Raw genomic sequence first — 12,941 nt, 5'->3', positions numbered from 1 at the left:
CTTTTCAGCGGCCGCGCGGGCCCAGCAGCAGCCAGAGCACGAAGCCGAACAGCGGCAGGAACAGGATCAGCAGAATCCACAGCACCTTGCGGCCGGTGGTGGTGCCGCTCTGCACGACGTTGATCACCGCCCAGATGTCGGCGGCCAGCAGCAGCAGGCCCCAGAAGCCCGAGTAATGCGTGAGATGCAGTTCCATGGTCGCGATCCCAAGTTGGTGACGCCGGCATTGTAGAAGCCTGCGACGAAAATGATGAGCTTTCGCATCAAACTGCTAGCAGCGTGCTGAAAAACGAAGGGTTCGGCACGCTGTGCTTGGCACATGGAGGTGCCAACGGCAGTCAAGCGCGCAAGCGCTTGATTGCCGGGAGCGTAGGAAAACCACGCTTTTCCGTAGCGACCTGAAAAACGCCAGGGATGGCGTTTTTCAGCAAGCTGCTAGAGTGCCGGGGTCCATCACCGTCCTGATTCCGTGATCAGCTCCCTGCAGCAACTGCCGCTCGACAACCGCCTGCTGACGCTGGGCGAGGCCTATTATTCACGCGTGGCGCCCACGCCGCTGCGCGAGCCGCGCCTGCTGCACGCCAATGCCGAGCTGGCCGCGCAGCTGGGCCTGGACCCGGCGCTGCTGCACACGCCCGAGTTCCTGGAAATCTTTGCCGGCAACCAGGCGCTGCCCGGCGGTGAACCCATCGCCACGCTCTATGCCGGGCACCAGTTCGGCAACTTCGTGCCGCAGCTGGGCGACGGCCGCGCGATTCTGCTCGGGCAGCTGCGCGATGCGGCGGGCCAGCTCTGGGATCTGCAGCTCAAGGGCGCCGGGCCGACGCCGTATTCGCGCTTCGCCGACGGCCGCGCGGTGATCCGCTCCAGCGTGCGCGAGTACCTGGCCGGCGAGGCCCTGCATCACCTGGGCATCCCCAGCACGCGCAGCCTGAGCCTGATCAGCGCGCGCGATCCGGTGCGCCGCGAAAGCATCGAGCATGCGGCGGTGATCTGCCGCGTCGCACCCACGCATCTGCGCTTCGGGCATTTCGAGGTGTTCTACTACCGCCGCCAGCACGAGCAGCTGGCGCCGCTGGCCGACTACATCATCGCGCAGCACTATCCGGAACTGTGGGAGCGGGACGCGCGCCATCGCGACTGGCTGCGCGAGGTGATCGGCCGCACCGCGGCGCTGATCGCGCAGTGGCAGGGCGTGGGTTTCTGCCATGGCGTGATGAACACCGACAATATGTCGATTCTGGGCCTGACCCTGGACTACGGGCCTTACGGCTTCATCGACGCCTTCGACGCCCACCACATCTGCAATCACTCCGACGATCACGGCCGCTATGCCTTCAGCCGCCAGCCGGAGATCGGTTACTGGAACTGCTCGCGCCTGCTGCAGGCCACGCTGCCGCTGCTCGATGCGCAGCCCGAGCGGGCCGTGGAGATCGCGCAGGAACTCCTGCAGCACTACGCCGCCGTCTACGAGCAGCGCATGAATGCGATCTGGCGCGCCAAGCTGGGACTGGCCGAGGCGCGCGAGCAGGATGCCGAGCTGATCGACGGCTTCCTGCTGATGCTGCATGCCGGCCGCGCCGACTTCACGCGCAGCTTCCGTCTGCTGGCGGGCGTGCGCTGTGCGGGCGAGGGCGAGGCCGGGCCGCTGCGTGAGGAGATGCGTGATCTGGCGCGTTTCGACGCCTGGCTCGCCGGCTATCAGGCACGGCTGCGCAGCGAAGACTCGGACGATGCCGCCCGCGCCCTGCGCATGAACGCGGTGAATCCCTGCTATGTGCTGCGCAATCATCTGGCGCAGCGTGCCATCGAGGCTGCCGAGCGCGGCGAGTCCGGCGAAATCGAGCGCCTGCTGGAGCTGCTGCGCAAACCCTGCGAGGAACGCCCCGGCTTTGAAGCCTATGCGGCCGAGCCGCCGCCCGAGGCGCAGCAGATCAGCGTCAGCTGCTCCTCGTAGCGGGGCCTGCGCAGCGGCAAGGGCTTACTTGCCCTTGCCGGCCTGCGTCAGGAAGTCGATCACATCGGCGCGTTCGCTGGCCTTGGGCATGCCGTCGAACTTCATCTTGCCGCCGGGGATGACGGTCTTCGGCGCGTTGATGTAGGCGTCGATCTTGTCCGGCGTCCAGTGGATGCCGGAGGCGAGCAGGGCATCCGAGTAACTGAAGCCCTGCACCTGTCCTGCGGCGCGGCCGACGATGCCGTAGAGGCTCGGACCCTTCTTGTTCTTCAGGCTCGGCGAGACGCTGTGGCATTCGCCACAGGCCTCGTCGAAGACATCGGCGCCGCGGTCGGCGTCGGCGTGAGCCAGGACCGGAAGCAACAGCGCGCCGCCGAGCAGCACGGCGCGCAGGGGGTGAGAAGTCTTGCTCATGATCAGAATGCGAACCAGGCGAAGGCCAGCAGGGTGTCGTTGTCGGAGGCGCTGCGGCCGCTGCCATCGTAGTTGCTGGAGCCGCCGTCGAAACGGTCGTAGTGCGTGTACTGCAGACCCAGACGCAGGTTCAGATTGGGCGCGAGCCAGGAGTCTTCCTTGCCCCAGGGCGTGTAATCCAGCTGCAGCGTCTCGCCCCGGGTGCTGGCGCGGGCGCGGGTGCTGTCGGCATACAGCGTCGCATCGTGGCCGGTGTTGACGCCGAACAGGCCGAGGGTGGCGCCGTAGGTCTGGTCGCGGTAGTAGGAGACGTTGAGGTTGTAGCTGTTCAGGCTCTGCGAGGCGCGATCCGCACCGCCGCCGGCGAACGTGGCGGCGAGGTTCTGGTCCTCGTGCAGCAGCAGGCCGTTGAAGCTGACGATGTTGTGACGGTTGCCGAGGAACTGGTAGGAGGCGTCGATGCCGTAGTCGGTGTAGCGGTCACGATCGGTGGTGTCATCGGCTTTCATGCGCGACTGCATCGCCACCAGGCCCACCGAATACGCGGTCTTGCGCGCATCCACGGTGTAGGCCAGACGCGCGTAGGGCGAGACGCTGGCGGCCCGCACCACGTCGTCCTTGGGGATGCCGAACTTGTCGAGCATGGAGGCGCTCAGCGAGCGATAGCCGCCGGCTTCCACATACCAGTGCTTGTCATACAGGGCATAGGCATTGGCGCCCATCACCTGCATCTCCAGGCCGCCGGCCAGCAGCGGACCCACCGGCGCGCCGGGCGCCAGGTCCGAGGCGGTGTAGGGATAGCCCCAGGCCGGCAGGGTGTTGAAGGGATCCTGCAGCGAGGGATTGTTGTTGAGCGAAACGCCCGCGATCAGATCCTTGCCGTTCAGGCTCAGCTCGCGCGCATAGCGCACGTCGAGATTGTCCCAGGCCCATTTGCGGTCCACGCCGGAGTAGGTGACCTGGGCAAAACTGCCGATGTGATCGGTGAGCCGGCCGGCGACGAAACCGGAGACTTCCTGCGCGGCGAAGTTGTCGTTCTTGCTGAAGTGTTCGGCCGGCGCCTCTTCGAGGTCCTTGGCCACGTGCGTGAAGTTGGTCACCAGCATGCCGGACAGCGGAATCACGCTGTTCTGGCCGTCGGTATAGCCGGTGAGCTTGAAGCGCTGACCATGCGGCGTGAGCTGCGGGCCGAAGCCGCCGACGTGGCAGGTGGCGCAGTCATCGCCGGTCTGGCGCGCGTAGGACGGCAGCGCGTAGGCGCGCAGCGAGCTGCCGAGCAGGAGCAGGACGAGGCTGGCGCGCAGAATGCCGCGCAGCGCGACGGGCTGCAGTAAAGACATGGAGAAGCTCCTCTTCGGGTAATGAAAACGGATCAAAAGGGTTTACTCTGAAGCACCGGCGCCGCGCGCCGGCCACATGCGCAGCATCAGGCCGTCGCGGCGCAGCAGCTGATGCCAGAGCGCCGCCGCGATGTGCAGGCCGATCAGGCTCACCAGCGTCCAGGCCAGATATTCATGGATTTCAACCAGGGTCTCGGACAGCTCGCGGTTGCGTTCCAGCAACACCGGCAGCTCGACGAGCCCGGCCAGCGAGAAATTCCTGCCGTGCGCCTGCAGGGCGGCGATGCCGACCAGCGGCAGGCTCAACAGCAGCAGATACATGCCGCCGTGACTGATATGCGCCACCCAGCGCAGCAGGCCGGTTTCCAGCGGCTGCGGCGCGCCACGGCGGCGTACCAGCAGGCGCAGGGCGCTGATCAGCAGCAGCGCAGCACCGACCTGGCTATGCCAGAACAGCAGCAGGGTACGGGTGTCGCGCGATTCGATGTCTTCACGCAGCAGGGCCAGCGTCAGCGCCGCGATGAGCAGCAGCACGCTGAGCCAGTGCAGGCGGATGACCCAGGGTTGATGTCTTTGCATGGTCGCAGCAGATCAGGGGGAGGCTGCTACGCTAGACTGCCGGCCTTAGGGCTTGCTTATCCTCAACTTTCGGAATTCTTAAAGAACGTGCGCGTCCTACTCGTCGAAGATGATCCGCTGCTGGGTGCATCGCTGCAGTCGGTGTTGCGGCTGGATCAGTACGTGGTGGACTGGGCGCGCACCCTGGAGCAGGCGCGCACCCTGCTGCAGACCACGGCCTACGGCGTGGTGCTGCTGGATCGGCAGCTGCCGGACGGCGAAGGCCTGGAGCTGATCAAGCTGCTGCGCGAACGCAGCGCCGCCACCGCCATTCTGGTGATCACCGCCCTGGACGAAGTGGGGCAGCGCGTGCGCGGCCTGGACAGCGGCGCCGACGACTATCTGGTCAAGCCCTTCGATCTGGAAGAACTGCGCGCGCGCATGCGCGTGGCGGTGCGGCGCCTGTCGATGCCCGCCGCCGGCCGGCAGCTGCGTCGCGGTGATGTCGAGGTGGATCTGGCCCGCCGTCAGGTGAGCCGTGGCGGCGTGCCGGTGGAGCTGCCGACGCGCGAGTACATGCTGCTGGTGGAAATGCTCAGCCATCAGGGCCGCGTGCTGACACGCCGGCATCTGGAGGATGCGCTGTACGGCGATGGCGAGGAAGTGGAGAGCAATGCCATCGAAGTGCACGTGCATCATCTGCGCCGCAAGCTCGGTGCGGCGCTGATCCGGACCGTTCGTGGACATGGCTATGGCATCGATCCCGAAAACTGAGTCGCTGCGCCAGCATCTGCGGCGCAATGTGCTGCTGCTGATCGCCAGCGCGCTGGTTCTCAACGCCCTGCTGGTTTCGCTGGTGGTGGTGCTGGAGAGCCGCGAGGATCTCGACGAAGACCTGATCATGTCCGCCGAGTTGCTGCGCCTGCGGACGCAGGCCGGCATGCGCGGCCTGCCCACCATGCCGATGGTGCTGAGCTATCAGATCTGGGATGCGCAGCGTGAACTCAGCGAGCGCTCGCAGGACGTGGGCAATGTGCCGCTGACGCCGCTGCGCCCGGGCTTCTCGGTGTTCCATCAGCAGGGACGGCTGATGCGCGGTTATGTGCTGCCGGTCAGCGGCGGCTGGATCGTGGTGGCCTCCTCGTTCTGGCATCACCTCACGCACCGCACCGGCGAGCTGGTGGCGCTGATGCTGCTGCCGGCGATGTTCGTGTTTCCGCTGCTGGGCATTTCGATCGGGCGCATCGTTGCGCGCTCCAGCGAGGCCATGCGCCGGACCGCCGATCAGGTGGCGCAGCGTCGTAGCGACGATTTCCAGCCGCTGGACGCGAGCAGCCTGCCGCAGGAGGTGCAGCCGCTGGTCACCGCCTTCAACCGTCTGTTGCAGCGTCTGGCGGAATCGCTGGACTCCGAACGCCGCTTCAATGACGCAGCCGCGCATGAGCTGCGCACCCCGCTGGCCTCGATCCGTCTCGATGCGCAGCTGCTGCCCTTTCTGCGCGAGGGCGAAGAGCAGCGCGCCGCGACGCGGCGCATCGAGGCGGCCAGCATCAAGGGCTCGCAGCTGCTCGAAGAGCTGCTGACCATCGCCCGTCTGCCCGAGCACGCGCAGGGCAGCGAACTCACGCCGATGCGCCTGTCGCTGCTGCTCGATCTGCTCAGCCAGGAATTCGCCGAGCGCCTGGAGCGCTCCGGCTTGCACCTGCAGCGTGATTTCGACGAAACCCTGGAAGTGCCGCTGCCGCAGGTGCTGCATCTGATTCTGCGCAATCTGATCGGCAACACCCTGAATCATGCCGGCGGCGCCACGCGGATTCTGATCCGCGCCTGGCTCAGCGACAGCGAGCTGGAACTGTGGCTGGGCGATGACGGCCCGGGCGTGGCGCCGGCGCTGCGCGAAACGGTCTTCCAGCGCTTCACGCGTCTGGACGAGAGCGGCAGCGGTTCGGGGCTGGGCCTGTATATCGTGCGCCGCAGTGTCGAGCGTTTCGGCGGCAGCGTCAGCCTCGGCGAGGGCATCGACGGACGCGGCGCCGGCTTCTCGCTGCGGCTGCCACTGTCCGGCACGCGCCCAGCAGCAAAAGCAACCTAATCCCTTTATCGACGCGCCATTGCGGCGCGGAACATGCAAATCTTCCGGCATGGACGGCTGTGCCACAGGGATGGGCGCAGCGGCCGATATTTTCGGGACATGAGGGAGAAGCAGACCATGAATTGGCGTTTTTGCGCGGCGGCACTGCTCGCCGCGCCGGCCTGTGTTGTGGCCCAGGCCCAGGAGGCCGCAAGCGAGGCGCCGGCGGTGATCGCCGTGCCGGAGCCGCCGGCGGCGGCGCCCGCCGCAGCCACGGAACCCGCGCAGGGCCAGATACAAGAGGTGATCGTGACCGCGCAGAAGCGCGAGCAGTCGCTGCAGGACGTGCCGATCTCGGTCACCGCCATCGATGGCAGCTTCATGAAGGACACCGGTGCCGCGGATCTGGCCAAGGTTTCGGTCTATGTGCCCAATGTCCGTGTCGATTCGCACGATATCGGTTCGCCGCAGGTCTTCATCCGTGGCTTCGGCACCAATGCCTTCAATCCCAGCTTCGAAAGCTCGGTGGGTCTGGTGCAGGACGAGATCTACTACGGGCGGCCCGGTTACTTCACCGAATCCCTGTTCGATGTCGATCGCGTGGAAGTGCTGCGCGGTCCGCAGGGCACGCTGTTCGGCAAGAACACCATCGCCGGCGTGTACAACGTCAGCACCAAGAATCCCGGCCCGCTCTGGGAGGGCGAGGCGCATGCCAGCTACGGCAGCGATGAGCAGCAGACCGTGGAGGCCGGCGTCGGCGGCATGCTCAACGACTGGGCGGGTCTGCGCGTCTCCGGGCTGTACCGGCATCAGGACGGCCAGCTCTACAACAGCTATCTGGATCGTGACGAGGAGGCGTTCTACCAGAAGGCCGGTCGCATCAAGCTGCGTCTGACGCCCGGCGAGTCGCTGCGCAGCGATCTGATCGTGCAGTCCTCGAAGACCTCGGCGCCGTTCTGGCCTTACCAGCTCTACAGGCTCGACAGCGATACGCGCAATTATCTGCAAAGCTTCGATGCCAGGGTCGAGGACAATCCTTACGACTTCCGCACCGAGTTCAATACCGCCGGCCGCATCCAGAAGGGTTCGAGCACGGCGGCGCTCAACAACAAATGGGAGATCGGCGATCTGGCTGGCCTGCACGACGCCAGCGGCGTGCTGATACTGGCGGGCTCGCGCTTCCACATCGATCAGTTCAATGAGCTGGACGTGTCGCCCGCCGACATCGCCTGGCTCGACAGTCACGAGCATCACAAGCAGCTTTCCGCCGAAGCCCGCTTCTCGGCCGAGGCGGACAGCCTGTTCGGTCTCGGCCAGAAAGTGGATTTCGTGGCCGGCGGCTTTTTCTACGATTCGCGCTATCAGCTGCGCGCCAGCATCAATGCCGGGGCCGATCTGGGTTCGTATCTGCTCACCCGCGACTTCTGCGAACTGGCCGGGGTCTCGCCCACGCTCTGCGGCGACGGCAACACCGTGAGCCTGCCGGGTCTGGCGATCCTGGGGACGCTGACGTCGCCGCTGACGCGCGGCGACAACTTCGCATTCGATTACACGCAGGACACGCTGTCGCTGGCCGGCTTCGGACAGATGACCTGGTATCTGACGGAGCACTGGGCGATCACGCCGGGCCTGCGCCTCAATCGCGAACGCAAGAAAGTGGACAGCAGCGGCACGCGCAATTGCACGCTGGATTCCCTGGGCGTGCCGGTGTGTGTGATCGCCACCATGCTCAGCGCGCAGAACTACGAGGCCTCGGGTCTGTCGCGCAGCGAGGCGGATCTGTCGCCGAAGTTCGTGCTGCAGTACTTTGGCGACAGCGGCGTGAATCTCTATGCCTCCTATGCGCGCGGCTTCAAGAGCGGTGGCTTCAACTCGCTGTCCTACACCGGCGACAATCTCGGCTTCGAGCCGGAGAAGGCGCAGACCTACGAGCTGGGTCTGAAGTCCACGCTGCTGGACAACACCCTGCGCTTCAATGCCACGCTTTATGAAACCAAGTTCAGGAATCTGCAGGTGCTGGCTTTCAACGGCGTGTTCTTTGACGTGAGCAATGCCGGTGCCGCCACCTCGCGAGGCGTGGAAGGCGATCTTCTCTGGATGACCCCCTGGAATCCGCTGCAGCTGATGGGCTCCTTCGGCTGGCTGGATGCCAAGTACGATCACTACAGCGGCGCGCCGGCGCCGGTGCGCAATCCGCAGACCGGCGCGCTGCAGATCGGCGCAACACAGGACCTGGGCGGCCAGCGCATCGCCTTTGCGCCGCGCGCCACGGCGACACTGACGCCCACCTTGAGCTTCTCCTTGTTCGAACTCGATGCCAGGGTCTCCGGCGATGTGATCTATCAGGGCGATCAGTACACCGACACGGATCTGGATCCGGCCACGCATGTCGCGGCCTACTTCGAGTACGCCGCGCGCCTGATCGTCTCCAGTCCGCAGCAGGCCTGGACGCTGACCCTGGGCGGCAACAATCTGAGCGACAAGCGCGTGCTCAATCAGGTGATCGACGCCACCTTCTTTCCTGGCAGCTACTTCGCGCAGCAGGCCGCGGGACGCCAGCTTTACGCCATGCTTTCCTTCCGCTTCTGATTCGCGCCTCAATCCGCCGCGCGCCACGAGCTCGTGGCGCGCGGCATTTTTTTGGCCGTTACTGCTTTCGTCTCAGTGCCTGCCCGGCAACCGAGGACTCACCTCGCAGCCATGACCCGCATCAATGTTGTTCAAGCGATGCGGATCGACATTAAGCCCCGCGATTGGAAGTGATCGCATTCCCGGATGCCGGAAGTCTTTGTCCGTTTTTGCATGCGGACCGGGAATACGCGCGCACGCAATCGCCAGGGCTCGGGTGGCGGCACGACTGCTTGCCCCGGGAATGCCAATGATCTAGGGGATTCATGTAATGAGCAAAGCAGGGAAGTTGCAGCTGTTGGCTTGGGGCCGTCGCGTGCTGGGTGCTGCAGTGTTGCTGGGCGCGTGGATGGTGCCGCAGGCTTCTTTCGCCGAAGGCTTCGAGTACGCCTTCACCGTGGGCCAGAATTCCGGTGCCTATGACACCGGCAGCGGTCTGAATGTCGGCGGTACGCTCAGCGTGCCGATTCTCAACGCCGATCCACTGTTCAAGCAGGAGCTGATGGGCGAGATCATCCTGGGCTATGCGCGCACGGACGACAACGGCACCTTCACGGCGCCGAACGTCACGGGCCTGGGCCTGGCCGCGGAACCGACGCCGGACACGATGATGCATCTGAGCACCTTCCAGGTCGGCGCGGGCCTGAAGTACAAGCTGGTGACGCTGCCGTATTTCGGCTTCGTGCAGGTGCAGCCTTATCTGTCGGCCGGCGCGGCCTTCCATGTGTTCCTGGCTTACACCAATGGCAATGGCAGCGACCGCGTGGGCGGCATCGCGCCGATCTCGCCGGAGCTGGAAGCGCGCGGCTTCCCCGCAGGTGAAGGCAATGTGATGATCGGTGTGATGTACGGCGTGGGCACCGACTTCATCTTCTTCGACAAGATCCTGCTGGGCGTGGATGCGCGCTGGAACGAGATCGCCAACAAGGGCTCGGATTACATGACCCTGGTCGGCAAGGTCGGCTTCCGCTTCTGAAAGCAGCGGTCTGCTGCGTGGACAAGGCCTCCGCTTGCGGAGGCCTTGTCGTTTTCAGAGGGCTGATTCTCGCCATTTCAAGAAATGGCAAAAGTTGTAACGCGATAAGTATCAAAACGCGAAGAGGTGTCCGGCGGATGGTGCTCACCATCGAAGCCTTGATGGCATCTGCGTTTCCGGATTGTTAACGAAGAAGATCAGAAGGTATTCGCAAGAGAAATGAAAAATGCGAATTGAACACCGAAGAGAATGATTTAAGTTGCGACAAATCAGACTCTTCTCTTGTGCTGCTGTTTCCATGGTCCGGTAGTTGCGTCCGCGTCGGCAGTTCTTCGTTGTCGCGAAAGAACCGCAAGCCGCAACAAGCGGCGGCAGCGTGCTGCACTCGGAAAAAAGTGTTCGACCTTCGGTCGAGCGAACAGCAACCTCAAGAGGGGATACGAAAAGATGAGCAGGACAATCAAGCAGGGCGCAGTTGCGTCAGGTCGCATGCTGCTGGGCGCAGTGTTGCTGGCGGCGGGGCTGTGTGCCTCACCGACTTCGTTTGCGGAAGGTTTTGAATACGCCTTCACCGTGGGCGAGAACTCCGGCGCTTATGGCACCGACCGCGGCACGAATGTCGGCGGCACCTTGAGCGTGCCGATCCTCAATGCCGATCCGCTGTTCAAGCAGGAACTGATGGGCGAGATCATCCTGGGCTATGCGCGCACCGAGGACACCGGCACCTTCACGGCACCGAACGTGACGGGCCTGGGCCTGCCTGCCGAACCGGGCGCAGACACCAAGCTCAACGTCACCACCTTCCAGGTCGGCGCGGGCCTGAAGTACAAGCTGGTGACGCTGCCGTATCTCGGCTTCGTGCAGGTGCAGCCTTATCTGTCGGCCGGCGCGGCCTTCCATGTGTTCCTGGCTTACACCAATGGCAATGGCAGCGACCGCGTGGGCGGCATCGCGCCGATCTCGCCGGAACTGGAAGCGCGTGGCTTCCCGGCCGGTCAGGGCAACGTGATGATCGGTGTGATGTACGGTGTGGGCACCGACTTCATCTTCTTCGACAAGATCCTGCTGGGCGTGGATGCGCGCTGGAACGAGATCGCCAACAAGGGTTCGGATTACATGACCCTGGTCGGCAAGGTCGGCTTCCGCTTCTGAAGCAGCGCTCGTGCGTGAATGAAAAAGCCCCCGCAGTGCGGGGGCTTTTTTTGTTGCGGCGCTGGCGTTTCAGATGCGCGGCTCGATGCCGAAGGCGGCAAAGCCCTTCTTCTCGAAGTTGTCGCGGAACATGTCACGCAGCTTGATGGCGGTGGCGTCGTAAGCGTCCTTGTTGGCCCAGGTGTTGCGCGGGTTGAGGATGCTGCTGTCCACGCCCGGGCAGCTCTTGGGCATCTTGAGCTTGAGGATCGGATGCACCTCGGTCTCGACGTTGTCGAGTTCGCCGTTGAGCGCGGCATTGAGCAGGGCGCGGGTGATCTTCAGCGACATGCGCTTGCCCACGCCGTAGGAGCCGCCGCTCCAGCCGGTGTTGAGCAGGATGCAGCGCGCCTTGTGGTGCTCCATCTTGTCGGCCAGCAGCTTGGCGTAGACGTTCGGCTTCTGCGCCATGAACGGGCCGCCGAAGCAGGCCGAGAAGGTGGGCGTGGGTTCGGTGACGCCCACTTCGGTGCCGGCCACGCGCGCGGTGAAGCCGGAGACGAAGTGATACATCACGTCCTTGGGCTCCAGGATGGAGATCGGCGGCAGCACGCCGAAGGCATCGGCGGTGAGCAGCACGATGGTCTGCGGATGCGGGCCGCGACCGTTGGGCATGACGTTGGGATTGGCTTCCAGCGGATAGCTGAAGCGGGTGTTCTCGGCGATGGAATCGTCGAACAGGTCGAGCACGTCCGGATGGCACTCTTCCATCTTCTTGCCCGGCAGCGGCGGCACGTTCTCGATGATGGTGCCGGGCTTGGACAGGGCCTGGGCGATGACCGGCTCGGCTTCCTTGTCGAGGTTGATCAGCTTGGCGTAGCAGCCGTCTTCCAGGTTGCACAGGCCGTTGTCGGACCAGATGGTCTCGTCGTCACCGATCAGTCGGCGCGAGGCATCGGCCGAGAGCGTGGTCTTGCCGGTGCCGGAGAGGCCGAACAGGATCGCCGCGTCATTGTTCTTGCCGACATTGGCCGAGCAATGCATGGACAGGCGGCCGTCCTTGGGCAGCAGGTAGTTGCCGACGGTGAAGATGGTCTTCTTGTTCACGCCGCAGTAGTCGGCGCGGCCGGCCACCAGGCAGATGCGGTTGCGGGTGTCGATCACCACCGCCGCTTCGGCGCGGCAACCGTCACGCTCGGGTTCGCAGACGAAGCTGGGCGCGTTGAGCATGGTCCAGCGGCGCGCGTCCACATCCTTCACGCCGGGTAGGTTCTTGGGGAACATGTTGTGCACGAACATCGCGTGCGTGGCGTACTCGCCGACGAAGCGGTAGGGCACGGCGAAGTCGGGGTCCGAACCCATGTACACGTCCTTGACGTACAGGGTGGCGTTCTTAGCGTTCAGATGCGCGATCACGCGCTTGAGCAGGCCTGCGAACTTCTCCGGATCGTAGGGGTTGAGGTCGGCCTTGAACCAGATCTCGTCGGCCACTTCCGGCCACTTCACGGCGTAGGTGTCCTTGGTGCGGCGGCCCGTGCAGTCGGGGTCGGTGTAGAACACCAGCGGACCATTGACGCCCAGCACCGTGGGGTAGGCCTTCTGCTCATCGCTGGGGCCGTCGCGGCGGACGCGGCCGCGGTCATTGGCGACGGCTTCCTTGAACAGCTCCGTCTTGCTCAGTTCGTATTTGTAATTGACGGAGGAAAGTCCCAGAAGTTTCTCGAGATCGGCCTGAAAGCTCATGCAATATCCTCAAATGAAAAAAGCTGCGCGTCCGCTCCCTTCAAGTCAGACGTGCAACAGCGGTAAAGCCACCGCCAAAAGGTGGCAAATGGTAAGTAGCCCGGGTACCCCCTGCAAGGCGGA

Annotated in this window: 11 protein-coding genes; 6 read left to right on the top strand and 5 right to left on the bottom strand. The window is 64.5% G+C overall.

Translation table 11 applies throughout. From position 1 onward, the window contains the following. Nucleotides 1-4: 4 nt before the first annotated feature. Nucleotides 5-196 (bottom strand): PLDc N-terminal domain-containing protein, encoded by a 192-nt coding sequence (locus BMY12_RS13210; RefSeq protein ID WP_093287031.1) that lies wholly within the window; start codon nucleotides 194-196, stop codon nucleotides 5-7. 276 nt (nucleotides 197-472) lie between these two features. Between BMY12_RS13210 and BMY12_RS13205 the strand changes: the two genes are divergently transcribed. Continuing rightward, nucleotides 473-1,957 carry a protein adenylyltransferase SelO gene (locus tag BMY12_RS13205; protein ID WP_436278864.1) on the top strand — a complete coding sequence of 495 codons (1,485 nt, stop codon included), beginning with the start codon at nucleotides 473-475 and terminating at the stop codon, nucleotides 1,955-1,957. A gap of 24 nt (nucleotides 1,958-1,981) precedes the next feature. Here BMY12_RS13205 and BMY12_RS13200 read toward each other — a convergent pair whose 3' ends face one another. The 3 genes from BMY12_RS13200 to BMY12_RS13190 are packed head-to-tail and all read right to left on the bottom strand — an operon-like array spanning nucleotide 1,982 to nucleotide 4,290. After that, complete coding sequence (locus BMY12_RS13200; RefSeq protein WP_093287026.1) at nucleotides 1,982-2,371, bottom strand: c-type cytochrome; 390 nt, start codon at nucleotides 2,369-2,371, stop codon at nucleotides 1,982-1,984. A gap of 2 nt (nucleotides 2,372-2,373) precedes the next feature. Beyond that, on the bottom strand, nucleotides 2,374-3,711 hold the full coding sequence (locus BMY12_RS13195; protein ID WP_093287024.1) for a hypothetical protein: 1,338 nt from the start codon (nucleotides 3,709-3,711) through the stop codon (nucleotides 2,374-2,376). A 42-nt stretch (nucleotides 3,712-3,753) separates the two neighbouring features. Then, the gene (locus BMY12_RS13190; protein ID WP_093287021.1) at nucleotides 3,754-4,290 is read right to left on the bottom strand and encodes a cytochrome b; all 537 of its coding nucleotides are present in this window, start codon (nucleotides 4,288-4,290) and stop codon (nucleotides 3,754-3,756) included. 87 nt (nucleotides 4,291-4,377) lie between these two features. On the opposite strand from BMY12_RS13190, the gene BMY12_RS13185 reads away from it, so the two are divergent. The 5 genes from BMY12_RS13185 to BMY12_RS13165 all read left to right on the top strand — a co-directional run bounded on the left by BMY12_RS13185 (nucleotide 4,378) and on the right by BMY12_RS13165 (nucleotide 11,096). Next, nucleotides 4,378-5,043 carry a response regulator transcription factor gene (locus tag BMY12_RS13185; protein WP_093287019.1) on the top strand — a complete coding sequence of 222 codons (666 nt, stop codon included), beginning with the start codon at nucleotides 4,378-4,380 and terminating at the stop codon, nucleotides 5,041-5,043. Next, nucleotides 5,021-6,361 carry a sensor histidine kinase gene (locus tag BMY12_RS13180; RefSeq protein ID WP_177188990.1) on the top strand — a complete coding sequence of 447 codons (1,341 nt, stop codon included), beginning with the start codon at nucleotides 5,021-5,023 and terminating at the stop codon, nucleotides 6,359-6,361. The genes BMY12_RS13185 and BMY12_RS13180 overlap by 23 nt, the downstream gene beginning before the upstream one ends. Nucleotides 6,362-6,478: 117 nt before the next feature. Continuing rightward, nucleotides 6,479-8,929 (top strand): TonB-dependent receptor, encoded by a 2,451-nt coding sequence (locus BMY12_RS13175; RefSeq protein ID WP_245732501.1) that lies wholly within the window; start codon nucleotides 6,479-6,481, stop codon nucleotides 8,927-8,929. Between the two features lie 310 nt (nucleotides 8,930-9,239). Then, on the top strand, nucleotides 9,240-9,944 hold the full coding sequence (locus BMY12_RS13170; RefSeq protein ID WP_143068955.1) for a hypothetical protein: 705 nt from the start codon (nucleotides 9,240-9,242) through the stop codon (nucleotides 9,942-9,944). 447 nt (nucleotides 9,945-10,391) lie between these two features. Further along, nucleotides 10,392-11,096 carry an outer membrane beta-barrel protein gene (locus BMY12_RS13165; RefSeq protein WP_143068954.1) on the top strand — a complete coding sequence of 235 codons (705 nt, stop codon included), beginning with the start codon at nucleotides 10,392-10,394 and terminating at the stop codon, nucleotides 11,094-11,096. Nucleotides 11,097-11,165: 69 nt separating this feature from the next. Here BMY12_RS13165 and BMY12_RS13160 read toward each other — a convergent pair whose 3' ends face one another. Then, nucleotides 11,166-12,818, bottom strand: a complete 1,653-nt coding sequence (locus BMY12_RS13160; protein ID WP_093287006.1) for a phosphoenolpyruvate carboxykinase (ATP) — start codon at nucleotides 12,816-12,818, stop codon at nucleotides 11,166-11,168. Nucleotides 12,819-12,941: the final 123 nt, after the last annotated feature.

The organism is Solimonas aquatica (genome assembly GCF_900111015.1).
GTDB lineage: Bacteria > Pseudomonadota > Gammaproteobacteria > Nevskiales > Nevskiaceae > Solimonas > Solimonas aquatica.
The sequence above is the reverse complement of the archived record's forward strand: the minus strand, read 5'-3'. Positions and strand labels throughout refer to the sequence as shown.